Origin of the sequence: Actinomadura sp. NEAU-AAG7 (assembly GCF_018603865.1) — a bacterium.
GTDB lineage: Bacteria > Actinomycetota > Actinomycetes > Streptosporangiales > Streptosporangiaceae > Spirillospora > Spirillospora litoris.
Genome location: NZ_JAHFZY010000011.1, coordinates 80,775 through 104,383 on the forward strand (window position 1 = coordinate 80,775; position 23,609 = coordinate 104,383).

Annotated in this window: 21 protein-coding genes, 3 tRNA genes and 2 pseudogenes; 20 read left to right on the plus strand and 6 right to left on the minus strand. The window is 74.4% G+C overall.

The annotated features are described in order from the left end of the window. Window positions 1-45: 45 nt before the first annotated feature. Entirely contained in the window at window positions 46-714 is a 669-nt protein-coding gene (cofC, locus tag KLI87_RS36750; protein WP_156221293.1) for a 2-phospho-L-lactate guanylyltransferase, read from the minus strand. Window positions 715-799: 85 nt separating this feature from the next. On the opposite strand from cofC, the gene KLI87_RS36755 reads away from it, so the two are divergent. The 3 genes from KLI87_RS36755 to KLI87_RS36765 all read left to right on the plus strand — a co-directional run bounded on the left by KLI87_RS36755 (window position 800) and on the right by KLI87_RS36765 (window position 3,887). Continuing rightward, on the plus strand, window positions 800-1,675 hold the full coding sequence (locus KLI87_RS36755) for a 1-acyl-sn-glycerol-3-phosphate acyltransferase (protein ID WP_214620705.1): 876 nt from the start codon (window positions 800-802) through the stop codon (window positions 1,673-1,675). A 17-nt stretch (window positions 1,676-1,692) separates the two neighbouring features. Beyond that, entirely contained in the window at window positions 1,693-2,682 is a 990-nt protein-coding gene (locus tag KLI87_RS36760; protein WP_156221369.1) for an NAD(P)H-dependent glycerol-3-phosphate dehydrogenase, read from the plus strand. Window positions 2,683-2,762: 80 nt separating this feature from the next. Next, on the plus strand, window positions 2,763-3,887 hold the full coding sequence (locus KLI87_RS36765; RefSeq protein WP_156221288.1) for a D-alanine--D-alanine ligase family protein: 1,125 nt from the start codon (window positions 2,763-2,765) through the stop codon (window positions 3,885-3,887). 24 nt (window positions 3,888-3,911) lie between these two features. On the opposite strand, the gene KLI87_RS36770 is transcribed toward KLI87_RS36765, so the two are convergent. Then, window positions 3,912-5,873 (minus strand): beta-propeller domain-containing protein, encoded by a 1,962-nt coding sequence (locus KLI87_RS36770; protein WP_214620706.1) that lies wholly within the window; start codon window positions 5,871-5,873, stop codon window positions 3,912-3,914. Between the two features lie 149 nt (window positions 5,874-6,022). On the opposite strand from KLI87_RS36770, the gene KLI87_RS36775 reads away from it, so the two are divergent. The 6 genes from KLI87_RS36775 to KLI87_RS36800 all read left to right on the plus strand — a co-directional run bounded on the left by KLI87_RS36775 (window position 6,023) and on the right by KLI87_RS36800 (window position 9,590). Beyond that, entirely contained in the window at window positions 6,023-7,462 is a 1,440-nt protein-coding gene (locus KLI87_RS36775) for a protein kinase (protein ID WP_173390995.1), read from the plus strand. Window positions 7,463-7,692: 230 nt separating this feature from the next. Beyond that, window positions 7,693-7,766 (plus strand) — tRNA-Leu (locus tag KLI87_RS36780). A gap of 5 nt (window positions 7,767-7,771) precedes the next feature. Continuing rightward, window positions 7,772-7,844 (plus strand) — tRNA-Leu (locus KLI87_RS36785). A gap of 29 nt (window positions 7,845-7,873) precedes the next feature. Continuing rightward, a tRNA-Tyr gene (locus KLI87_RS36790) sits at window positions 7,874-7,958 on the plus strand. Window positions 7,959-8,045: 87 nt separating this feature from the next. Next, a complete protein-coding gene (locus tag KLI87_RS36795; protein ID WP_214620707.1) occupies window positions 8,046-8,693 on the plus strand; it encodes a hypothetical protein in 648 nt (215 codons plus the stop codon). A 3-nt stretch (window positions 8,694-8,696) separates the two neighbouring features. Further along, window positions 8,697-9,590 (plus strand): hypothetical protein, encoded by an 894-nt coding sequence (locus KLI87_RS36800; protein ID WP_156221280.1) that lies wholly within the window; start codon window positions 8,697-8,699, stop codon window positions 9,588-9,590. 19 nt (window positions 9,591-9,609) lie between these two features. Here KLI87_RS36800 and KLI87_RS36805 read toward each other — a convergent pair whose 3' ends face one another. Next, window positions 9,610-10,155 carry a DUF3515 domain-containing protein gene (locus KLI87_RS36805; RefSeq protein ID WP_156221278.1) on the minus strand — a complete coding sequence of 182 codons (546 nt, stop codon included), beginning with the start codon at window positions 10,153-10,155 and terminating at the stop codon, window positions 9,610-9,612. After that, entirely contained in the window at window positions 10,064-10,297 is a 234-nt protein-coding gene (locus tag KLI87_RS36810; protein WP_156221276.1) for an Lrp/AsnC family transcriptional regulator, read from the minus strand. The genes KLI87_RS36805 and KLI87_RS36810 overlap by 92 nt, the downstream gene beginning before the upstream one ends. 174 nt (window positions 10,298-10,471) lie before the next feature. Between KLI87_RS36810 and KLI87_RS36815 the strand changes: the two genes are divergently transcribed. The 3 genes from KLI87_RS36815 to thiD all read left to right on the plus strand — a co-directional run bounded on the left by KLI87_RS36815 (window position 10,472) and on the right by thiD (window position 13,082). Further along, window positions 10,472-11,392, plus strand: a complete 921-nt coding sequence (locus tag KLI87_RS36815; protein WP_214620708.1) for a thiamine-phosphate kinase — start codon at window positions 10,472-10,474, stop codon at window positions 11,390-11,392. Window positions 11,393-11,493: 101 nt separating this feature from the next. Then, entirely contained in the window at window positions 11,494-12,240 is a 747-nt protein-coding gene (locus KLI87_RS36820) for a cellulose binding domain-containing protein (protein WP_246251116.1), read from the plus strand. A gap of 26 nt (window positions 12,241-12,266) precedes the next feature. Continuing rightward, complete coding sequence (gene thiD, locus KLI87_RS36825; RefSeq protein WP_214620709.1) at window positions 12,267-13,082, plus strand: bifunctional hydroxymethylpyrimidine kinase/phosphomethylpyrimidine kinase; 816 nt, start codon at window positions 12,267-12,269, stop codon at window positions 13,080-13,082. 80 nt (window positions 13,083-13,162) lie between these two features. Here the strand turns inward: thiD and rpmB are convergent, their stop codons facing one another. Further along, window positions 13,163-13,357: a 50S ribosomal protein L28 gene (gene rpmB, locus KLI87_RS36830; RefSeq protein ID WP_067632165.1), complete on the minus strand. Its 195-nt coding sequence runs from the start codon at window positions 13,355-13,357 to the stop codon at window positions 13,163-13,165. 212 nt (window positions 13,358-13,569) lie between these two features. Between rpmB and KLI87_RS40720 the strand changes: the two are divergent. From KLI87_RS40720 to KLI87_RS36845, 5 genes and pseudogenes are all read left to right on the plus strand, one after another. Beyond that, window positions 13,570-14,076 (plus strand): annotated as a pseudogene (locus KLI87_RS40720) (OB-fold nucleic acid binding domain-containing protein); the annotation flags it as partial. A 1,137-nt stretch (window positions 14,077-15,213) separates the two neighbouring features. After that, window positions 15,214-16,488: pseudogene (locus tag KLI87_RS40725) on the plus strand (ATP-dependent DNA helicase RecG); the annotation flags it as partial. Window positions 16,489-16,579: 91 nt separating this feature from the next. Continuing rightward, complete coding sequence (locus KLI87_RS41985; RefSeq protein ID WP_374225500.1) at window positions 16,580-16,660, plus strand: putative leader peptide; 81 nt, start codon at window positions 16,580-16,582, stop codon at window positions 16,658-16,660. Between the two features lie 44 nt (window positions 16,661-16,704). Beyond that, window positions 16,705-17,619 carry a HEAT repeat domain-containing protein gene (locus tag KLI87_RS36840; protein WP_156221266.1) on the plus strand — a complete coding sequence of 305 codons (915 nt, stop codon included), beginning with the start codon at window positions 16,705-16,707 and terminating at the stop codon, window positions 17,617-17,619. 302 nt (window positions 17,620-17,921) lie between these two features. Further along, window positions 17,922-19,712, plus strand: a complete 1,791-nt coding sequence (locus KLI87_RS36845) for a serine/threonine-protein kinase (RefSeq protein WP_214620711.1) — start codon at window positions 17,922-17,924, stop codon at window positions 19,710-19,712. Window positions 19,713-19,772: 60 nt separating this feature from the next. Here the strand turns inward: KLI87_RS36845 and KLI87_RS36850 are convergent, their stop codons facing one another. Beyond that, window positions 19,773-20,690: a hypothetical protein gene (locus tag KLI87_RS36850; RefSeq protein WP_214620712.1), complete on the minus strand. Its 918-nt coding sequence runs from the start codon at window positions 20,688-20,690 to the stop codon at window positions 19,773-19,775. Between the two features lie 233 nt (window positions 20,691-20,923). Between KLI87_RS36850 and rsmD the strand changes: the two genes are divergently transcribed. The 3 genes from rsmD (at window position 20,924) to coaD (ending at window position 23,548) form a co-directional block, all read left to right on the plus strand. Further along, a complete protein-coding gene (gene rsmD, locus KLI87_RS36855) occupies window positions 20,924-21,505 on the plus strand; it encodes a 16S rRNA (guanine(966)-N(2))-methyltransferase RsmD (protein ID WP_214620713.1) in 582 nt (193 codons plus the stop codon). Window positions 21,506-21,514: 9 nt separating this feature from the next. Next, complete coding sequence (locus KLI87_RS36860) at window positions 21,515-22,972, plus strand: penicillin-binding transpeptidase domain-containing protein (RefSeq protein WP_214620714.1); 1,458 nt, start codon at window positions 21,515-21,517, stop codon at window positions 22,970-22,972. Window positions 22,973-23,065: 93 nt separating this feature from the next. Then, entirely contained in the window at window positions 23,066-23,548 is a 483-nt protein-coding gene (gene coaD / locus KLI87_RS36865; RefSeq protein WP_214620715.1) for a pantetheine-phosphate adenylyltransferase, read from the plus strand. Window positions 23,549-23,609 lie beyond the last annotated feature (61 nt).

The following is a 23,609-nucleotide window of genomic DNA, read 5'->3' on the forward strand; positions in this document are numbered from 1 at the left end:
CCCCGCACCCTATCCCCGGCCGCGCCTTCGGCCCCCGGCCGAAGCTCACCCGGGCGCCACCGTCCTGAGGCGCGCGGCGACCTCCGCCGTGCGGGGGCCGACGCCGAGGCTCAGCGCGACCTGGAGATCGGAGGGAGTGTCGACGTCCCGGCGGATACTGTCGATGTCGGGGAGGAGAAGCTCGCGGGCCCCGCGCGCCCGGTGCGCGGCGCGGGAGTCGCGCCCGAACGCGGGGGAGAACGTGACGCCCGGACGGGCCGTGTAGAGCGTCGTGCCGATCCCGGCGGCGTCGGGGACGAACGCCTCGGGCGCCTGCGCGGCGGCGTCGAGGACGCGGGCGAGTTCGTCCGGGCGCAGGGCGGGAAGGTCGGCGGAGAGCGCGCCCGTGCCGGTGCCCGGGGACACCTCCCGCCCCCGGCCCGCACCGTGGACGAGGGCCGGGTTCAGGCCCGCGTCCGGCTCGTCCGGCACCACGCGGGCGCCGAGCGCGGCGAGCCGCGCGGCCGGAAGGGGGTCGTCGGTGACCACTATCACATCGCGGACGCGGGGGCAGCGCAGCGCGGCGGCGACCGTGTCGGCCGCCACCGCGAGCGCGAGGTCTGGGCGGTGGGGTCCCGCCGCCGCGGACATGCGGGTCTTGGCCCGTGCCAGCACCTTGACCGGTACGACGAGCGACCACTGGAGAGGGGGCGCGGTGCGCGCTGCTGTAGACATGGCAACTCGACACTATGCGCACGGAGCCGCGAGACTTGTGGACACCCCGCGTTCACGCGGGCGACGGAACGAGGAGGGACGGGGCATGGGCCACGGGTATTCGCCGCGCTGGCGGAAGCTCACGATCGTCATCCTGCGCCCGCTGCTGTCCGGGGCGCTGAGGCGCGACTGGCGCGGCCGGGGCAACGTGCCCAGGACGGGCGGCCTGATCATCGCCGCCAACCACATCTCCGAGTCCGACCCGCTCGCCCTCGCCCACTTCGTCTACGAGGCGGGCCGCTACCCCGTCTACCTGGCCAAGTCCACGCTGTTCGACGTGCCGCTCATCCGGAGCGTGCTGCGCGGGACGGGGCAGATCCCCGTCTACCGCGACAGCGCCGACGCCGCGTCGGCCCTCAGGGACGCCGAGAAGGCGCTGGTGGACGGCGAGTGCCTGATGTTCTACCCGGAGGGGAGCTGCACCCGCGACCCCGAGCTGTGGCCGATGACCGGCCAGACCGGTGTGGCGCGGATGGCGCTGAAGACCGGCGCGAAGGTCGTCCCGGTGGCGAACTGGGGCGCGCACGAGCTGCTGCCCTACAAGAAGGGCGAGCGGCGGGGCCTCGCCGGGAGCCTGCGCAAGGGCTTCCACCCCTTCCCCCGCAAGACGATGCGGGTGGTCGCCGGGCCGCCCGTCGACCTCTCCCGCTACGAGGGCCTGCCCCTCGACAAGGACACGCTGCGCGCCGCCACCGACGAGATCATGGACGCGATCACCGCCCTGCTCGGCGAGCTGCGCGGTCAGGAGCCGCCCGTGGAACGCTACGACCACCACCGGGTGCTGGAGGAGCGCCGCCGGGCCGCCGAGGGCGCGGTCCCCGGGCCGCGCCCGGCCGACACCGCCTCCCGGCCCGCCGACGCCGCCTCCCGCCCGGCCGACGCCGCGTCCCGGCCCGCCGACACGAAGGCGGACGGCTCGTGACCTTCCGCACCGCCGTGATGGGCTCCGGGTCGTGGGGCACCACGTTCGCGAAGATGCTGCACGACGCGGGCGGCGAGGTGACCCTCTGGGGCCGCCGCGCCGAGGTCGTCGAGGCGATCAACGAGCGGCACGAGAACCCCGACTACCTGCCCGGGGCCGCGCTGCCCGAGGCCGTCCGCGCGACGACCGACCCGGCCGAGGCCCTGGCGGGCGTCGACTTCGTGGCGCTGGCCGTCCCGGCGCAGACGCTCCGCGCGACGCTCGCCCCCTGGGTCCCGCTGCTGCCCCCCGGCGCCATCCTGGTCAGCCTGATGAAGGGCGTCGAGCTCGGCACCACCCGGCGGATGTCGGAGGTGATCCGGGAGGTCGCCGACGTCCCGCAGGAGCGGGTCGCGGTGTTCAGCGGCCCGAACCTGGCGCGCGAGATCGTCAGCGGCGAGCCGAGCGCGGCGGTCGCCGCGTGCGAGGACGAGGACGCCGCGCGCGGCCTCCAGGCCGCCACCATGACCCCCTACTTCCGCGTCTACACCTCCACCGACGTGATCGGCGTCGAGCTCGGCGGCGCGGTGAAGAACATCGTCGCCCTGTGCGTCGGGATGTCGGTCGGGCTCGGGTTCGGCGCCAACACCCAGGCGCTGCTGATGACCCGCGGCCTCGCCGAGATCGCCCGGCTGGGCGCGGCGCTCGGCGCCGACGAGCACACCTTCGCCGGGCTCGCCGGGATGGGCGACCTCGTCGCGTCCTGTGTGTCGCCGCTGGCGCGCAACCGCACGTTCGGCGAGAACCTCGGCCGCGGCATGACGCTGGACCAGGTGACCGCGGTCACCAAGCAGACCGCCGAGGGCGTCAGGTCCTCGGAGGCCGTGCTGGAGCTGGCGCGCAAGCACAACGTGGAGATGCCGATCACCGAGGCGGTGACGGCCGTCCTCTACCACGGCATGCCGATCAGGGAGGCGGCGATCTCGCTGATCTCGCGCGCCCCCAAACCGGAACGCTACGGAGTCTGAAAAGGGGACGATCCGGGGCGGTACGCGGCGGGCGCCGCGTTCGTGACCGCCCCGGGTGATCCCCGGTAGGGTCTGGCCTCATGTCCCAGGTTTCTCGCAAGACCCGTGTCGCGGTGGTGTTCGGCGGGCGCAGCTCCGAGCACGCGATCTCCTGCGTCACCGCGGGCGCGGTGATGGCCGCCATCGACCGGGACCGCTATGAGGTGCTGCCGATCGGCATCGCCCGCGACGGCCGCTGGGTGCTCCCGCCCGCCGGCATCCGCCTGGCGATCGAGGACGGGCGGCTCCCCGAGGTGACCGGTGACGGCAGCGCGCTCGCGCTGCCGTTCGACCCCGCCGCCGGCGGGCTGATGGTCGTCGAGCCGGGACGGGTGCCGAGCACGCTCGGCGACGTCGACGTGGTCCTGCCGCTGCTGCACGGCCCCTACGGCGAGGACGGGACGATCCAGGGCATGCTCGACCTGGTCGGCGTCCGCTACGTCGGCGCGGGCGTGCTGGCCAGCGCCGTCGGCATGGACAAGGGCTACATGAAGCTCGTCTGGCAGGCGCGCGGCCTGCCCGTCGGCCCGTACGCGCTGATCGGCGACCGGGAGTGGCGGCGCGAGCGCAAGCGCGTGGTCGACGAGGTGAAGGAGCTCGGGCTGGCCGACGGCCGCCCGGTGTTCGTCAAGCCCGCGCGCGCCGGGTCGAGCATGGGCATCACCCGCGTCACCACCGAGGACGCGCTGGAGGCCGCGGTCGAGGCGGCCCGCGAGCACGACCCGAAGGTGATCGTCGAGGCGGCGGTCGAGGGCCGCGAGATCGAGTGCGGCGTCCTGCAGGGCCTGGACGACGGGCCGCCCGACGCGAGCCTGCCCGCCGAGGTCACCATGGCCGGCGGCCACGACTTCTACGACTTCGAGACCAAGTACCTCGACAGCGCGACCAGCATGACGATCCCGCCCGACCTGCCGCCCGCCGCGATCGAGGAGGTGCGGCGGATCGCCGTCCAGGCGTTCGAGGCGCTCGACTGCGAGGGCCTCGCCCGGGTCGACTTCTTCTACACCCCCGAGGGCCGCTGGATCCTCAACGAGATCAACACGATGCCGGGGTGCACCCCGACGTCGGCGTTCCCGAAGATGTGGGCGGCCACCGGCCTGGACTACCCGGCCATGGTCGACCGCCTCATCCAGACCGCCCTGCACCGCCCGACCGGCCTGCGCTAGGTCCGGGCTCGGCGAGGCCCCGGCTCAGCGCTGGGCGAAGGGCAGCCAGGCGCGGTCGGCGAGGGTGGCGGCGTCGGTGGCGCGGGCGCCCGCGTCCGAGAACGTCCACAGCGTGCCGCCGACCATCAGCGAGCGCTGGACGGAGCCCTCGCCGTTGCCCTCCTCGTGCCGGACGGCGCCGACCTTGGTGATGCCCGACCCGGTGACCTTCAGCGCGAGCGCCTCGCCCGCGCCGGTCTCGGGGCGCGACACCGGGACGACGGTCAGGCCGGTCGAGGGCCAGTACAGGAACGCGTGCGGCTCGAAGTCGCTCGCGGACGCGGCGCCCGGCAGCCGGTAGGAGGCGACCCGGCGCGGCTCGCCGCCGACGTCGAACAGCGAGGCCAGCAGGCCCGTCGTGCGGCCGGAGGCGTCGGCGTCCCGGCCGATGCCGAGGATCTTGCCGTCGGCCGTCGGATGCAGGTACGCCGAGTATCCGTTGATCTTGAGTTCGCCCTTGACGCGCGGGTGGCGCGGGTCGTTCAGGTCGATCACGTACAGCGGATCGACCTGCCGGAACGTCACGACGTAGGCGGTGGCGCCGATGAAGCGGACGGAGTGGATCCGCTCGCCCTTGCCGAGCCCGGCGACGCGTCCGACCTGGTCCAGGCGGGGCCCGTTGCGCCCGAGGACGTAGAGCGTGCTCTCGGTCGCCGGGGGCTGCGTGCCGGGTTTCGGCGGTGCCGTGGCCGTCGTCGCCACCCGCAGGTTCCCGCCGTGCTCCGAAAGCGCGTACTGGTTCAGCAGCGTGCCGGGCACCGAGCCGGACGCCACGTAGCGGGGCCGTCCCGCGCCGCGCACGTCGAACATGTGGACGTCGGTGTGCTGCGACCGCGGCGCGGCCCCCTTGCGCGGGAGGCCCACCAGGGACGGGGGAGTGCCGGTCACGTACAGGCTCGACCCGTTGCCGTAGACGGTCTCGCCGTCCGCCGCGATCTCGACCGGCGACGGGTCGCCGAGCCCGCGCGACAGGTCGAGGGTCAGCACGCTGAGCATCGACGTGCCGGTGTAGGAGGCCGGGCGGCTGACCTGCCCGCACGGCGCCCGGTAGGTCTTGGCGGCCGAGCCCTCGCCCACCGTGAAGCCGGGCAGCCAGGCGTCGAGCGGCGCCTTCCGGACGATCTCCCGGTTCCGCTCGGTCGCCTTCCGCCCCGAGTCCTGCTGCGTGCGGGGGTCGCGCGAGGGCGCCGGGAAGTCGATCCGCGGCGTCGAGCGCACCACGACCCGCGCGACCGAACCGGTCATGCGCGCGTCCACGTAGACGGTGTCGGACGTCATCGAGCCGATCACCTTCGGCGCGCCGGAGAGGTCGACCAGCGTCAGGACCGTCTGCGGGCGCGGCGGCCCCGGACGGGGCGCGTCCTCCGCACCGGCGCGCGGCCGCAGCCCGTCGTACATCACCATCGGGGTGCGGGGCGTGAGCACCAGCGCGCGGTCGCCGCTCAGCAGCAGCCGCGCGCTCGTGCTCGCGGCCCGGTACCCGTCGCCGCCCGGGAGCCCGAGCGTGTGCGCGACCTTGCGCGTCGCCGGGTCGATGACCTGGAGGCGGCCCCGGGCGAGCGCGACGATGCGGCGGCCGTCGGTCTTGACGAGGTCGGGCTCGTCGGCGCCCGCCTCGTGGACGTTGGTACCGGAGTGCTGGGGCGCGCCCCGTCCGGCGTCGGCGGGCGAGGGGCCGGGGACCGCGCCCTTGGTGATCGCCGTCTCGCCGTCCCCCGTGGCGAACGGACCGTAGGGCTCGGGGACGCCGAGCCCGAACGGGCCGACGCGTTCGGCGGCCGCTTGGCGCAGGCCGTCCAGGAGCGCGTCGCAGCCGTCGTAGGAGACGAGCCGCATGGGCGGCGCCGCCACCGCCTCGTCGTCGGAGGCGGAGGACCCTGAACATCCGGCGAGCAGCAGGGGCAGGGTCGCGGCCGATGCGAGGGGAGCGTAGATGCGGGCGCGCATTGACGTTGGACGCCCCCGGAATGCCCGCGGTTCCCCGTTCGCGAAAAACATCCGGACTCTACGGTCGCGCGAGTGTCTTCCGTATTGGCCGATGGTCCGGATATGTCAATCTTGGAGTGCCCGACCCCACGTCCAGAGGAGCACCTGCCTTGCCGACCGAACTGCCGGGCCGGATCGGCCCCTACCGGGTGGTGGACCGGCTCGGGGAAGGCGGCATGGGGACGGTGTACGTCGGTCTGGACGACGACGGCCGCAAGGTCGCGATCAAGGTGATCAGGCGCGAGTACGCGGCGGACCGGCAGTACCGGGCGCGGTTCGAGGCCGAGGTGGCGGCGGCGCAGCGCGTCCGCCCCTTCTGCACCGCGCCCGTCCTGGACGCCGACCCGGGCGCGGAGCCGCCGTACCTGGTGACCGAGTTCGTCAACGGCCCGAGCCTGGACGACGCCGTCGCCAAGGACGGCCCGCTGCGCGGCGCCGACCTGGAGGCGGTCGCCGTCGGCATCGCCACCGCGCTGACCGCGATCCACGACGCGGGCGTGGTGCACCGCGACCTGAAGCCCTCCAACGTGCTGCTGTCCACGTTCGGACCGCGCGTGATCGACTTCGGCATCGCCCGCTCGATGGACGGCACGCGCCTGACAGCGACCGGCGGCATCATCGGCACCCCCGCGTTCATGGCGCCCGAGCAGCTGAACGGCCGGGGCGCGACCCCGGCGTCGGACGTGTTCGCCTGGGGCGCGACGGTCGCGTTCGCCGCGCGCGGCGGCCCCTGCTTCGGCGGCGACTCGATCCCCGCGGTCATCCACAGCATCATCAGCGGTGAGCCGGACCTCGGCGGGCTCGGCGGCACGCTGCTGGAGGCGGTGCGCGGCGCGCTCGCCAAGGACCCGGCGGGCCGTCCGTCCGCCCAGGAGCTGCTGGACCGGCTCATCTCCAGCGGCGCGTCCCGCCAGACCCCGAGAACGCCGCCGCCGCGGCATACGCAGGCGCCCCCGCACACGCAGGCGCCGGCCTCCTCGCCGACGCCGCCTCCGGGCTTGTCATCCACGCCGCCGCCTCCGGGTCCGGCGCCCGCGCTGGCCGAGGGGGAGGCGCAGGCGCTCGTCGAGCGGCAGTACCGGCAGGCCGCGCAGGCGGGTGACCCGGCCGCGATGCGGAACCTGGCCGTCCTGCTCAGCCAGCAGGGGCGTACCGCCGAGGCCGAGACGTGGAACCAGTACGCCAACGCCGTCGCGGCCCGCGCCTACCCGCAGAGCACCGGCTACGGCGGGTACGCGCCCCAGACCCAGCCCGCGCACCCGGCGCCGCCCCCGCAGGCGCACCCGCACCTCAAGAACCCGCACGCCAAGCCGCCCTACAACCACGCGGCGATCTACTCGCTGTCGTTCGGGCTGGTCGGGCTGATCACGTGCGGGCTGCCGTCCATTCCGGCGATCATCGCGGGCCACATCGCCTGGGTGAAGATGCGGCGGACGGGCGAGCGCGGCGCGGGCATGGCGGTCACCGGGATCGCGCTCGGCTGGGTCATGGTCGCGTTCTGGGCGCTGGTCGCCTTCGGCATGTCGCTGCCGGACGAGCCCACCCCCTGAGCCGACGAACAAATGGGTTGCCCGGGGCGCCCCCGTCCTGGCACCGTGGACTGCGTCGGCCCGTCCAGGACGGGCCCGCGAGACCCTGAGAGGAGGACCGGCCATGGAACGTCTCCGCTATCGACTGCGACTGCGACTTCCCGAGGCGTCGCACGCCCGCCCCGGCCGGTATCCCCTCTCCTAGAGGCCCTGGCCGAGCCGCCGCGAGTGACGCCTTGTCGAGCGACCTTGCGGCTCTACCCCAACCGGCAGAGGGACCACTCTCAGGAAGTGGACGCTCCGGGTTCGAATCCCGGGAGCCGCACGCATGCCCCTGTAGTCCAACGGCAGAGACGGCAGCATGAGGTGCTGTGCGATGCGGGTTCGAATCCTGCCAGGGGTACGACGCGGGTCCCAGGTGGGCCTGTGCGCGGGGCGGCGCCGACGCGGGAGAGTCGGGCCTGGCTGTAACCCAGGTGCTTCGGCTGAGCGGGTTCGAATCCCACCCGCCCCACCACGTTCACCTCCTCCGGTTTGGTGCTGTGACCTGGGGGCACTCCGAAGGCGCATGCGCTGTGTCGGCCTGTGATGACGGGGGGCGACCATGGGCCCTGGACGATGGCACGCGCTCGGGGGAGCGGCGGTCCTGTGCTGCGCGGTGGCGTGCGGGGGCGGCGGAGGCGGTCCGAAGAGCACATCGCTGCCGTTGCAGCAGAGCGGCCTGGCCGTGGGCGGCGACGCCCAGTCCCAGGCGACGGACGTGGCCCAGACCCGCCTCTCCGACCGGCAGCTCCGGAAGATCGCGGCCGCGTGCCGCAAGGCGGTGGAGATCACCGACCCCGGCTCCGACCCGTGCGCCCGCGCCATCCACGACGTGATGCGGCACCGGAAGAAGTGCGTGCCGAGTATCGCCTGCGGGACGATGAAGCTCGCCGCGGACAAGAAGAGCAACCCCGCGGGGTTCTTCACGGTCCACGCCCCTCGGTGCGGGAAGAAGCCATGTCTCCTGGTCGGCGTGCAGAAGAAGGAGGAGCTTTTCGCGGTCGCCGCGACCACCCCGCCGCCGGAGCACGGGCCGTCGGGGGATGAGTCGTCGACGGAGACGGCGGGGCCGTCCGGGGCGCCGACGGAGTCGGACACGGAGGAGGCTCCGAGCGGGCCGGGTCCCTCCGGCGGGACGACGCACGAGGAGAACCCCGGAGACGGCGGCGAGCCCGAGCACAACGGGCCGGGCCCGGACACGAGCCCCTGACCGGTGGCGGTCGGAGCCGCCGGTGAGCCCGGCGACGACAGGGCGATCGGCCGGCTGGTCGAGATCGCCGGGCGGGTGCTGGCGTCCACCGGCGTGCTCACGGCGATCCTGTACTACTTCGGGTACGTGCGCGAGCAGGCCCTGTTCGCCTACTTCGGGATCGACCTCGGCACGGTCGGGTTCACCACGACCGACTACCTCGTGCTGAGCGCGGGCCCGGTGTTCTCGCCGCTGGCGACGGTGATGGTCGCCGGGATCGGGGCGCTGATCCTCCATCATCTACTCGTCCACCTGCTGCGGGACGCGGGGGCGCGGGCGCGCCTGGCGGTGTGCGTGGGGCTGACGGTCCTCGCGTTCACGCTGCTGACGATCGGCGCCGTCAGCCTGCGCCGGCACGCCGACAACGCCGTCAGCGGCCCCTACCTGTCGCCCGCCGCGCTCGGCGCCGGGACGCTCCTGCTGGAGTACGTCGCGGAGGCCGCGACGCGGTACGGCGTCGCGCGGGGCGGATGGTCGGAGACGCTCGCGGTGACACGGGCGGTCCGCCGCCTGCTGCTGATCGCGCTCGCGCTGATCGCGGCGTTCTGGGCCACGGCCAACGCGGCGCAGCAGCACGGCCTCGACGCCGCGCGCGCCGTCGAGTTGTCGCTGCCGACCCGTCCGCAGGCGGTGGTGTACGCCAGGAACCGGCTGCACATCACCGGACCGGGCGTCGCCGTGGTGCGGCTGGGCGGCACCGACGCCTCGTTCGGGTACCGCTACAACGGCCTGCGGACGCTCGCGCACACGAAGGGGCGCTGGTTCCTTCTCCCGGCCGGATGGACGCGCGACAACGGGGCGACGGTCGTGCTGCTGTCGGACTCCGCCGACGGCGTCCGCGTGGACCTGGCGCCCTGAGACGATCGCCGCCCGAGGGTCAGATCTGGCCCTCGGGCTTGGTCGGGATCGTCGAGGTGATCGCGCCGCTCAGCTCGATCAGCACGTCCCCGGCCGGGTTGTACTTCGCCGGGACCGTCACCTCCACGTACGCCTGCCGCGCGACGGCGGTGAACGTCACGGGGCGGCCGGTCGGCTGCCCGAACCAGGAGATGCCGTTGATGTCGACGAGCTGCGACTCCGGGTGCAGCGCGGCGGGCCTGCCGACGCCGCAGCGCAGCGCGATCGCGGGGGAGCCCCACGCGGCCGTGAGCGGGGAGTCGGGGGAGGCGTCGCGGCGGGACAGCCCGTGGACCTTCTCCGGGAGCCGGAGCCCCTCGCACAGGCGCGCGGTCGCCGCGTCCGGCTTGGGGACGGGGATCTCGACCGCGCCGTCGCCGCAGGCCGCCGCCAGCAGCCCGGTCCCGGCCAGCAGCGCAGCCCGGGGCGCGGCCCTAGATATGAACGATCGGACAGGTGAGGGTGCGGGTGATCCCCTCGACCGACTGGATCTGCGCCACGACGAGCTTGCCCAGCTCGTCCACATTCCGCGCCTCCGCTCGGACGATCACGTCGTAAGGGCCCGTGACGTCCTCCGCCAGGGTGACACCGGTGACGCCGGCGATCTCACCGGCGACCTCGGCCGCCTTGCCCACTTCGGTCTGGATGAGGATGTAGGCCTGCACCATCACGTCCTCCCCGGGCGGAGAATTAGCCGTCGAACGGTCACCGTATCGTGTTACCCGCCACCGCGGGCGCCCGGGGTACCGGACACTTTCCGGAGCGCCGTCGGGGGCCGCGAACAGAACGGAACCGGACGTCCGGGAGCGCGGGCGGTGGGACGGCACGGGGAGTCGGGGCGGATGGGCACCATCGGGGAGCTGGGCGAGTTCGGGCTGGTCGGCCGGCTGACGCGGCGGCTGCCGCAGGGGCCGGACGTGCTGCTCGGGCCCGGTGACGACGCGGCGGTGGTGGCGGCGCCCGACGCGCGCGTCGTCGCCACCACCGACCTGCTCGTCGAGGGGCGGCACTTCCGCCGCGACTGGTCCGGTCCCTACGACATCGGGCGCAAGGCCGCCGCGCAGAACCTCGCGGACGTCGTCGCGATGGGCGCGCGGCCCACGGCGCTGCTCGTCGGGCTCGCGGCCCCGCTCGACACCGGCGCGGACTGGGCCGAGCGCCTCTACGACGGGCTCGCCGACGAGTGCGCCGCCGCGGGCGCCTCGGTCGCGGGCGGCGACGTCGTCGGCGCGAGCGAGATCACACTCGCGGTCACCGCGCTCGGCGACCTGGGCGGGGCGCCGCCGCTCACCAGGTCCGGCGCGCGCCCGGGCGACGTCGTCGCGGTGCGGGGGAGGCTCGGCTGGTCCGCCGCCGGGCTGGCGCTGCTCGCCGCCGGAGGCGGCGGCCCGGCCGAGCTGATCGCCGCGCACCGCCGTCCGGCGCCCCCCTACGAGGCGGGCGCGCAGGCGCGGGACCTCGGCGCGACCGCGCTGCTCGACGTCAGCGACGGGCTCGTCCAGGACCTCGGGCACATCGCCGCCGCGAGCGGGGTGCGGATCGAGATCGGGTCGGCGGCGCTGCCGGTCCCGGAGATCCTCGGCCCGGACGGGACGCGCCACGTCCTCACCGGAGGGGAGGACCACGCGTTCGCCGGAACGTTCCCCGCGGAGGCCGTCCTGCCGTCATCCTGGAGTGCGGTGGGGGTCGTCACCGAGGGGGCGGGGGTGCTGGTGGACGGGCGCGATCCGGGTCCCGGAGGCTGGGACCACTTCCGCGTGTGAAGCCATGGGAAACCGCCGGTGTCGGCCGGTGCACGTTCCCGCATCTGGTAGGCATGTTCGGTACTGCTTTGGTATACATCCTGTGATCGAAGAGGAATGGGATGGGACGACACACCAAGCTCGACCAACCGGACGACGAGCCCGTACCGGACGCGCGAGCGTCCGCCGGACCGTTCTTCGGTGCTCCCCCGGGTTCGTCCTACGACGCCTTCTCCGGTCCGGCCGACGACCAGGTGTTCGTGACCTCCTACGACCGCCCCGCCGCCGAGAGCCCGGCACCGGCACCGGCCGCCCCCGTCCTCCCCGAGGCCGAGCCGTCGGCCAAGGGGCGCGCGGCCCGGATGCTCGCGGTGATGCCCGTCCCGCTGCTGCCGATCGTCGCGCTCGTCGTCGCGGTCGGCGTCGTCGCCTACGCGCTCAGCACGCAGCAGATCTCCCTCAACTTCGCCGGCGGCGCCCCCAAGGAGTCGGCCCACGGCCCCCGTGACAGCCCGGTCTCCCAGCGCGGCCCGGGGCAGCGCGCCAGCCGGGGCGCGGGGCGGCCCGACGGCGTCGTCGTCGCGTTCCGCGTCCAGTCCCGGACGGCGCGCACCTTCAAGGCCACCGCCACGGTCACCAACAAGGGCCAGGCGGCCGTCCCGCGCTGGGCGCTGGCCTTCAAGATCCCGAACGTGTCGGTCCGCGCGGTGAGCGGGGCGACCGTCGTGCGGACCGGGGCGTCCCCGTTCGTGCGCGGCCGCGGCACGATCGCGCCCGGCGAGTCCGTCCGGATCGTCTTCACCGCGACCGGCACCGCCAGGAAGCCGACCTACTGCGTGCTCAACCGGCTGGCCTGCACGCTCGTCTAGGGACGATCCGCCATAAGCTGGACGGCATGCAGCAGAACCCGCCGCCGTCGCGCCCGCAGGCCCCGCCGCTCGTCCTCACGATCGCGGGCTCGGACTCGGGCGGCGGCGCCGGGATCCAGGCCGACCTGAAGACCATGCTCGCGCTCGGCGTGCACGGGATGAGCGTCGTCGCCGCCGTCACCGCGCAGAACTCGCTCGGCGTCCAGGGCTACTGGGAGCTCCCGCCCGAGGCGGTCCGCGCGCAGCTCGACTCCGTGCTGTCCGACATCGGCGTCCACGCGCTGAAGACCGGCATGCTCGCCTCCTCCGCCCTCGTGGAGATCGTCGCCGAGGCGCTGGAGGGCAGCGACGCCCCCTCCGTGGTCGACCCGGTCGGCGTCTCCAAGCACGGCGACTCCCTGCTCGCCCCGGACGCGGTCGCCGCCGTCCGCTCCGCCCTGCTGCCGGCCGCGACCGTCGTCACCCCGAACCTGTACGAGGTCGAGCAGCTCACCGGCGTCAAGGTCGTGGACGAGTCGGGCCTGCGCGAGGCCGCCGAGGCGGTGAAGGCGCTCGGCCCCGACTGGGTCCTGATCAAGGGCGGCCACCTCCCGGGCGAGGCCGCCGACCTGCTGTTCGACGGCGAGCACGAGCACCGCTTCACCGCGCCCCGCCACGACAACCGGCACACCCACGGCACCGGCTGCACGCTCGCGTCCGCGATCGCCTCCCACCTCGCCCAGGGCGACGACGTCCCCACGGCCGTCGGCCGTGCCAAGGACTACGTCACCGGCGCGATCGCCGCCGGATTCCCCCTCGGCGCGGGCATCGGCCCGGTGCACCACGGCTGGAGGATGTGGTGACCGCGACCGTTTCGCGCATGTTTCGCGCATGCGAAAGTCGGCCCATCGGGAAGGTCCGATGAGCCGACGGGGTGCCCCGCTCAGACGGTGGGCTTGACGATCTTGCCGGCCTTGATGCAGGACGTGCAGGCGTTGATCCGCTTGGTGCTGCCGTTCACGACGGCGCGCACGCGCTGGATGTTGGGGTTCCAGCGGCGCGGGGTGCGGCGGTGCGAGTGGGAGACGCGCATGCCGAAACCGGGTCCCTTGCCGCAGACGTCGCAGACGGAAGCCACGGGAAACTCCAAGTGGGTGTCGATGCTCTGAACCGGAGCGCAGCCGCCCGAGCGGGCCGGGGCGTCATGGGCGCTCACTGATGGCGCCCCAGGACGAGGCGCACGAATCAGAGTAGCCGACCGTCCACCACGTAGGCGAATCGGTCCGTGCCTCCGGTCCGGCTCGTCCGGCCACGGGATTCCCGTCCGTGCCATGGGCTAGAAAAGGGGGCGTGGCGAATCTCGACGAGCCGTTGCGCAAGGTTCTCGGCGACAAGACGGCCAAGGTGCTGGAGAAGGGCCTCGATCTGGCGACGGTCGGCGACCTCCTGCACCACTATCCGCGCCGCTACGCCCACCGGGGCGAGCTGACCCCGCTGAGCGGCCTGGCCGACGGCGAGCACGTCACGGTGATGGCCGAGGTCGTGAAGGTCCAGGGCCGCACGCTCACCCGCAACCCCGGCTACGTCCTGGAGATCACCGTCACCGACGGCACCGGGCAGCTCAAGCTGAGCTTCTTCGGGCGCAAGGGCTCCTACCGCCCCGAGAAGGAGCTGGCGCCCGGCACCCGGGGCCTGTTCGCCGGGAAGATCAGCACCTACGTGCCGCGCGGCGGGAACGTGCAGCGGCAGCTCACGCATCCGCAGTACAAGGTCGTCGAGGAGAAGAGCGCCGAGCGGGCCGCGCAGGAGTGGGCCGACGAGATCATCCCGATCTACCCGTCCACCAAGGGGCTGGCGATCGAGACGATCGGCACGTCGGTCGGGATGGTGCTGGACCAGCTCGACCTGCCCGCCGACCCGATGCCCGAGGCGCTGCTGCGCCGCCGCCACCTGATCGGGCTGCGCGAGGCGTACGAGGGCATCCACCGCCCGAAGTCCTGGGAGGAGCTGGGCCGCGCGCGGGCCCGGCTGAAGTGGGACGAGGCGTTCGTCGTCCAGACCGCGCTGGCCCAGCGGCGGCTGGCGGCGGCGGCGCTTCCCGCGACACCGCGCCCGCCCTCGTTCGGCGGCGTGCTCGCCGAGTTCGACGCGCGGCTGCCGTTCGAGCTGACCAAGGGGCAGCGCGAGGTGGGCGAGGAGATCGCGGCCGACCTCGCGTTGGAGCACCCCATGCACCGGCTTCTCCAGGGCGATGTCGGCGCGGGCAAGGCCCAGCCTCTGGACGCGCGGGTATTGACGCCGCGCGGATTCCGGAGAATGGGGGAGATCTCCACGGGAGACGAGGTGATCACGCCCGGGGGCGAGGTCACGGTCGTCACGGGCGTCTTCCCCCAGGGGGAGCGCGATGTCTATCGCCTCGTCTTCTCCGACGGCACTGCGGCGGAATGCGACGACGAGCACCTGTGGGCGGTCGAAAGCGATGGCGGGCGGCGGGTGGTGACGACGCGCGAGCTGCGCGGCGGCCTTCTCGGAGAACGCACGTGGTACCTGCCCGCCATTGAGGCGCCCGAGCTGGATTCGTTGCAGGACCGCCCCGACGATCCCTACGAGCTGGGGGTCCGGCTCGCCGGGGCGGGGCGGGAGGGCGTGCCGCCGTGCTGTCTGGTCGCCCCGGTCAAGGAGCGCCGCGCGCTGCTGCGAGGGCTGCTGGACGCGGGCGCCACGACGCACGGGCCCGAAATCGCCTTCGTCTCCGCGTCCGAACGGCTGGCGGAGGACGTCGCGTGGCTCGCGCGGTCGCTCGGCGGTCACGCGCGCTGCCGTCCCGCGGCGGAGGCGGGCCATTGGACGACCGAGGTCACGCCGAGAGGGCGCGAGCCGAAACGCAAGAGCGTCGACGCGATCGAGTACGTGGGGCGCGAGCACGTCCAGTGCATCTCGGTCGCCCATCCCGGCCGCCTCTACGTGACCGACGGCTGGACGCCCACCCACAACACCGTCGTCGCGCTGCGGGCGATGCTGCAGGTCGTGGACGGCGGCGGGCAGGCCGCCCTGCTGGCGCCCACCGAGGTCCTCGCGCAGCAGCACCACCGGTCGATCACGGCGATGCTCGGCGACCTCGCGCAGGCGGGGCAGATCGGCGGCGCCGAGCACGCGACGCGGGTCGCGTTGCTGACCGGCTCCCAGGGGGCGAAGACGCGCAAGGCCGCCCTGCTGGACGCGGCGTCCGGCGGCGCCGGGATCGTCGTCGGGACGCACGCGCTGCTCCAGGAGAGCGTCCAGTTCGCCGACCTCGGCCTCGTCGTCGTGGACGAGCAGCACCGGTTCGGCGTCGAGCAGCGGGACGCGCTGCGGGAGAAGACCGGCGGCGGGCGCCCGCACGTCCTGGTCATGACCGCCACGCCGATCCCCCGCACGGTCGCGATGACGGTCTTCGGCGACCTGGAGACCTCCGTGCTGGGCCAGCTCCCGGCGGGCCGGTCGGAGATCAGGACGCATGTGGTGCCGCCCGAGCGCCCGGCGTTCCTCGCGCGCACCTGGGAGCGCATCCGCGAGGAGGCGGCCGAGGGGCGGCAGGTCTACATCGTCTGCCCGCGCATCGGCGGGCAGGAGGGCGACGAGGGCGACGGCGAGCCGGTCGAGCAGGAGCCGGACCGCCGCTCCCCGCTCGGCATCATGGAGCTGCTGCCGAGGCTGGAGGAGCTGCTGGCGGGGCTGCGCGTCGGCGTCCTGCACGGCAAGCTGCACCCCGACGAGAAGGACGCGGTCATGCGCCGCTTCACCGACGGCGACCTCGACGTCCTGCTGGCGACCACGGTCATCGAGGTCGGCGTGGACGTGCCGAACGCGACCGTCATGGTGATCATGGACGCGGACCGGTTCGGCGTCTCCCAGCTCCACCAGCTGCGCGGCCGGGTCGGGCGCGGCTCGCTGCACGGCCTGTGCCTGCTGGTGACCGACGCCGAGCCGGGCAGCAAGGCCAGGGAGCGGCTGGACGCGGTGGCCTCCACGACCGACGGGTTCCGACTGTCGCGGCTCGACCTGGAGCAGCGCCGCGAGGGCGACGTGCTCGGCGCGGCGCAGGCGGGGCGGGCGTCCAGCCTGCGGCTGCTCACGCTCCAGAAGGACGAGGACGTCATCCGCGACGCCCGCGAGGAGGCGACCGCGCTGGTCGAGGCCGACCCCGGGCTGGAGGCCCATCCGGGCCTCGCCGCCGTCCTGGACGCGCTGCTCGACGAGGACCGCGCCGGATTCCTGGAGAAGGGCTGACGCGCCGCGCGGCGATGGCGCGGCCGAAAGCTTCCGATATTTCCGATTGATTAAGTTGACTTATGTCGCGGCCAGGGTGAGGATTGACCGCGTGAAGCCGAGTGAGTCCCTGACCCACCGCCGCCACGTCGATCTCCGGCGCCAGGCGAGCGCCCTGTGTTCGCGTCGCTGATCCCGACCCTTTCTCAGGATCCGACGGCGCACAGGAGGCCGCACATGACGATCACACAGGGGCCCGGGCCGACCGCCCGCGTCCTCGAAGTCCATCGCATCAAGAGTCCCGCACTGGACGACGTGGAGCTGTACCTCCGCGACACCGAGCCCGAGGTCCGCGCCGCCGCGCTGAAGGTCCTCACCGGCGAGGCGCGCAAGGGCGGCGCGCCGCACGGCACCGGCGACACGCTCGCCTGGGCCCTCGCCGACGAGCACGAGGACGTCCGCCGCGTCGCCGCCGACGCGCTGCGCGGGCTGCCGGAGCTGTTCCTCGGCGACGACGGCGTCGCCGCGCTCCAGCTCGCCGCCGCGCGCGGCCGGGACGCCTTCGTCCGCGAGACGGCCGCCGACCTGCTGGAGATCCTCGTCCGGGGCGCCGCCGAGCTGTACGCCCAGGGCCTCCAGGAGGACGAGCCGCACGTCAGGATCCAGGCCGTGCTCGGGCTCGTCGCGCTGCGCGCGGTGGCCGAGGTCGCCGCCGCCGCCGACGACCCGTCGCGGGAGGTGCGGGTCGCGGTGGCCGAGGGCCTCGCCCGGCTGCCCCGCCCCGCGAGCCTCGACGCGCTGGAGGTCCTGCTCGCCGACCACGACCCCGTCGTGCGGATGGCCGCCCTCGACACCGCCGCCGAGCTGGGCGTCCCGCCGCAGCTGGAGGGGCGGGTGATCACCTCGACCGCGCACACGGGCTGGCAGGTGCGCCGGCGCGCCGTGCTGGCGCTGGCCGCGGCCGGGCCCGAGGTGGCCGTCGAGCCGCTCGTCCGGGCCCTGCGCGACCGGACCGTGGACGTGCGGCGCGCCGCCGTCCAGGCCCTTGAGCAGTGGGCGGGCGACCACCCCGAGGTGGTCACCGCGCTCACCGAGGCGCTCACCGATCCGGACCCGGGCGTGCGCACCCAGGTCCGCTGGGCCCTCGCCTGACGACCTTCCTCTGGTACCTCGCTGGTTCGGGTACCGCGCTGGGTGCGGGTCGCCGGTGGTTTGGGCTGGGGCACCGGCGGCCCGCGGCGCGGATTCGGTCAGGATCGAGTATTTCGGTCAAGTCCGGATTATTTCGGCCAAAAAGGTAACGCAGGATAGAACTCAGAAAACTCACCGTAATTCAGCAACGGAGAACACTCGGTCGATCACGGACGTCTAACGAGTGCCGGGCGGAGGGAGCCCCCGGTGCTCGCGCGGGTAGGGAGCCCGTGGCGGGTCCGCGCGCGACGGAGGTGTGCCCGATGGCGGCCGTTGGCCCCCTGCTGCCGGACGACCCGGCGCGGCTCGGCCGCTACGCGCTGGTCGGACGGCTCGGCGAGGGCGGCCAGAGCATCGTCTACCTGGGGCGCCGCGACGACGGCGGGCAGGCGGCGGTCAAGCTGCTGCGCGCCCGGTTCAGCCGGAGCCCGCAGTGGCGGGCCCGGTTCGAGCGCGAGATGAAGGTCATCGGACGCGTGGCGGGGTTCTGCACCGCGCAGGTCATCGACGCCGACTTCTCCGGCGACCTCCCCTACGTCGTCAGCGAGTACGTCCCCGGGCCCTCCCTCACCGGCCTGGTCGCCGAGCGGGGCCCGCGCACCGGCACCGACCTCGACCGGCTGGCGATCGGCACCATCACCGCGCTGGCCGCGATCCACCGCGCCGGGATCCTGCACCGCGACTTCAAGCCGTCCAACGTGCTGATGGGCCCGGACGGCCCGCGCGTCATCGACTTCGGCATCGCGCGCGTGCTCGGCCCGGCCGCGACGCGGGGCAGCGGCGTGGTCGGCACCCCCTCCTACATGGCGCCCGAGCAGGTCGCCGACGGCGAGCTCGGCACCGGCGTCGACCTGTTCGCCTGGGGCGCGACGCTGCTGTTCGCCGCGACCGGGCGGCACCCGTTCGGCAACGACACGATCTCCGCGGTCTTCCACCGCGTGCTGCACTACGAGCCCGACATGTCCGCGCTGCCGGAGTCGCTGCGCGGCGTCGTCGCGGCGTCGCTGGAGAAGGACCCGGCGCGCCGTCCGCAGGCGCAGCAGGTGCTCCTGGACCTGCTCGGACGCCAGGCACCGTTCGCGCCCGAGGACGAGGGGGCGCTGAGCACCGGCGCGCACCTCGCCGATCCCGCGGTCGCGGGCCCCACCGGTCCGGCCGCCGACCCGCGCACCTCGCGCACCGCGCCGACCGCCGGGCGGGCGGGCGGCGGCGGGGCACCGGCGGGGGAGGCGACCGTCGCGCCGGGGCTGCGCCGGTTCCCGCGCCGGTTCCCGCGGCGGATCGCCGCGGTCGCGGCGCCGCTGCTGCTGGTCGCCGCCGCCGGGACGGCCTTCGGGCTGATGGCGGGCGGCTCGTCCGGCGACCCGCGCCCGCCGCGGGTGCCCCCGGTGGCGCCGCCCGCCTCGGCCGCCGCCGCCGTCGCGCCCGCCGCCACCGCGATCACGGCCGTGCTCAGCTTCGACCACACCGCGGTCGAGCGGGACGTCGCGGCGGCTCACCGGCTGTCCACGCCCCGGTTCGGCGCCGACTACGACCGGCAGCTCGCCACCCGCGACTACCTGGACCAGCTCCGCGACAAGCGGGGCTCGGTCGCCGCCACCGTCGTGGACTCCGCCGTCGTGTCCGCCGGGGGCGACCGCGTCACCGTCCTGTCGTACGTGCGGCGGACCGTCCGGGCGCGGGACGCGCGGCCGGGCGAGCTCCAGAACCCGATGCGGGCGACGATGGTCCGGCAGGGCGGCGGCTGGCTCCTCGACTCGCTCTACACGCTCAAGGCGGGCTCGGCGCGGGCCGACACGGCGGGCACCGCGTGGCCGGACGGCCCGGCGCGCGGCGCGCTGGACGCCGTGGCGCGCGACACCTCGCTCGCGGCGGTGACGCCGGTGGAGGAGGGGCTGCGCGCCGGACCGTCCCCCGACCAGGCCGTCGCGCTGGTCACCGTCGGCGAGTGCGCGCGGGGCGCCTGCGACGACGGGGACGCGGTGAGCTTCCGCCGCCTCACCCTGCGGCGCGACGGCTCCGGCTGGAAGGTCGTGGCCTCGCGCCGGCTGTGAGGAAAGGCGACGGGGCGCCCCCGCCCCGGGGACGCCCCGTCGCCGGGCGCGCGGCGCCGGTCAGGACTCGCGGACGCGCCGCCTGCGGGTCGCGGCGACCGCCGCGCCGCCCGCGAGCACCGACGCGAGGCCGAGCGCGGCGAGCGGGAGCGCGCCGGTGCCGGTGAACGGCAGGGCACCGGGCCGCGCGATCGTCCCGGCGGCGGCCGGTGCCGAGCCCATCGCCGGGGAGGGCAGCTCGGGCAGCGGCGGCGAGGAGGAGGGCGGCAGGCCCGGCGGCACCGGGGCCGGGCCGGGCGGTGTCGGCCCCGGCGGGGTCGGGCCCGGGGGCGTCGGCGGGGTCGGCGGTGTGGGAGGCGTCGGGGGAGTGGGGGGCGTCGGGGCCTGCGCGCAGCCCGAGCCGACGCACGCGTCGGCCGCGAGGTTCACCGACAGCGGCGCACCGCCCGCGGGCTGGACGCGGACGCCCGCCCCGACGTTGGCCGACAGCAGCGGCTCGCTGGCGGCCAGGGGCGTCGCCTTCCCGCCGCCGGACGGGACGGAGAGGGCCGCGCCCGCGTTGAGCCGCGCGCCGAGCCCGCCGCCCGGTGTGTCGAGGCCCGCCCCCACGTCGAGGCCCAGGCCCGTGGTCCTGGTCCGCTCGCCGTGGCCCAGCGCCAGGCGGAGGCGGAGGTCGAGCAGGGGAGCGGCGGCCTTCGGCTTCGCGGTCGCACGCCTGACCGGCGCCGCCCTCTTCGCCGCCTTCTTCGGCGCGGCGGTCGGCCTCGCCTTCGCCTTCGCGCCGGTGATGCGCGCGGACGTCGTCCTGGCGGGCTCGGTCCTGGCGGGCTCGGTCTTGGCGGGGGTCTCGGGCGCGAGCAGCGCACGGACGGCCGGCAGCGGCCGATCGGCGGACCGCTCGGCGCCCGGCCGGGACGCCTCGGCGTGTGAGACGCCGCTCATCGCGGCGACGCCGAGAACCGTCGCGCCGGCGGTCACCGCCAGTCTCCTGCCTTGGGGCACGAGGGGCTCCTGAGGATAGTGGGTGCACAACCTGCGAGCACGTTGACACGACTGGTAGTCGAGGTAAACAGCGGCCGCCGCATTTGGGCTGAGATTCACGACGAACACCGATCGGTTTTGTCGAGGTTTCTCCGAAGTTCCTGCTTGTATGGAGCCGTGGCTAAACGATCATGGTGTCGCCGGGCGGGCGCCGCCGGGATACTTGAGGCATGACGAGGGTCATCGCGGGCAGTGCGGGCGGGCGGCGGCTGGCCGTCCCGGCGGGGCGGGACACGAGGCCGACCAGCGACCGCGCGCGGGAGGGCCTGTTCTCCACCGTCCTCGCCCTCCTCGGCCCGCTGGAGGGGCTGCGCGTCGCCGACCTCTACGCCGGGTCCGGAGCCGTCGGCCTGGAGGCGCTGTCGCGCGGCGCCGCGCACGCCCTGCTGGTCGAGTCGCACCCCCGCGCGCTGAAGGTCGTCCGGCAGAACGTCGGCGCGCTGGGGCTGCCCGGCGCGGTGCCGAGCGGCGACAGGGTCGAGCGGCTCGTCCGCCGCCCGCCCGACCTGCCCTACGACCTGGTCTTCGCCGATCCGCCGTACGCGCTGCCGGACGCGGAGGTCACCCTGCTGCTGGAGAACCTGCGCGACCACGGCTGGACGGCGCCGGACGCGCTCGTCGCCGTCGAGCGCGCCGCCCGGGGCCCCGCGCTGCGCTGGCCGGACGGCTACACCCCCGAACGCGACCGCCGCTACGGGGAGGCGGTCTTCTGGTACGGGCGCGCGACGGGTCACCGCGCCGCGGACGGGTAGGAGTCGCGCATGAGGCCGGGCGTCGACCGTGCCGTGGGGCGCACCTGGATCATCTCGATCCTGATGATCATCGCGCTGCTGGCCAACATCACCTATGTGCAGGGCTTCCAGGCGCAGGACCTGCGGGACGACTCGCTCAACGCGCGCCAGTTCGAGGACCGCAACAAGATCGAGCGCGGCCCGATCGTCGCCGACGGCCAGCGGCTCGCCTGGTCCGAGCCCGTCGGCGGCGACGACAGGAAGTACCAGCGGCACTACAAGCAGAGCGAGGTGTTCGCGCCGATCACCGGGTACTTCTCGCCGTTCTCCCAGACGGGCCTGGAGAACGCGGCGAACCACGTCCTGGACGGCACCGACGCGCGCCTGGCCACCACCAGCTTCGTCGACAAGCTGCTCGGCAAACACGTCCCCGGCGGCACGGTCGAGGCCACGATCGACGTCCGGGCCCAGCAGGCCGCCTACGCGGCGCTCCAGGGCTCCGGCGCCCGCCGCGGCGCCGCCGTCGCGCTGGACGCCAGGACCGGCGCGATCCTGGTCATGGCCTCCACCCCGTCCTATGACGCCAACGACGTCTCCGTCCTGGACGGGAAGCAGGCCGGGAGGGTCTTCGAGCGGCTCAACCGCGAGCGGCTGAAGCCGCTGCTGAACAAGGCGACGAGCGAGCTGTTCCCGCCGGGGTCCACGTTCAAGACCGTGGTCGCCGCGTCCGCGCTCGCGAACGGCGTGGACGCCGGGACGGGGGTGCGGGCCGGGCGCTCCTACCGGCCGCCGGGCGCCGGGCAGGCGATCAACAACGACGCCGGCGACATCGGGGGCCAGTGCGACCTGCCCGAGATCCCCCTGATCGACGCCTACGCCCAGTCGTGCAACACCACGTTCGCCTACATGGGCGCGCAGGAGCCGGGCAATGACGCCGTCCACGAGCGCGCCGCCGCCTTCGGCTTCGGCAGGGGGGTCGAGATCGAGCCCGGGATGCGGAGCGCCGCCAGCTCGTTCCCCGAGACCGACCAGCCCTCGCTCAGCGCGCTCGGCTCCATCGGCCAGGGCAGCACGGTCGCCACCCCGCTCCAGATGGCCATGGTCGCCGCCGGGGTCGCCAACGGCGGGAAGGTGATGCGGCCCTACCTGATCGCCAAGGAGAAGGCGGCCGACGGGCAGGAGATCGGACGCGGCGCGCCGAAGCGGCTGGCCACCGCGCTGACCTCCGAGCAGGCCGACCAGGCGCAGGAGATGATGAGGGCCGTCGTGCAGAAGGGCACCGGCAAGTCGCTGCGCGGCTCGTCCGTCCTCGGCGGCAAGACCGGGACCGCCGACGTGGAGGGCGCCCCCTACAACGACCGCTGGTTCATCGGCTTCGGGCCGCGCCCGGATGCCCGGTACGCCGTCGCGGTGATGACCGAGGCGGACGGCTACGGCATCGAGTCCGGGCCGATCGCCGCCAGGATCATCGACGCGCTGGGGGACTGAGCCTCCCGGCGGAGGGCCGGGTGTGGGGCGCGCCCACCCGGTTTGGTACGTTCGCGCCGCAGGTCAGAAACCGGGACCGAAGGGGTTCACCTCGTGCGCCGTGTCGTCTGTCCGGGATCGTTCGACCCCGTCACCAATGGGCACCTCGACATCATCAGCCGAGCCTCCCGCCTCTACGACGAGGTGGTCGTCGCCGTGCTGATCAACAAGAGCAAGAAGAGCCTGTTCACCGTCGAGGAGCGGGCCGAGATGATCGCCGAGGTGACCGCGGAGTACGGCAACGTCACGGTGGACACCTTCTACGGCCTCACCGTGGACTACTGCCGCGAGCAGGACATTCCCGTGATCGTCCGGGGGCTGCGGGCCGTCAGCGACTACGAGTACGAGTTGCAGATGGCGCAGATGAACCACCGGATCGCCGGGGTCGAGACGCTGTTCATGGCGACCAATCCCGAGTACGCGTTCCTGTCCTCCAGCCTGATGAAGGAGGTCGTCAGGTTCGGCGGCGACATCTCCGGGCTGGTCCCCGACAGCGTGCACGACCGCCTGGTGGCGCGCCTGCGCGAACGGGACTGAGGGCCCCCGGCCCCGGAACGGACTGGTCAGTGGGGCGCGAGTTGGGCCATCGGCGCGCGTT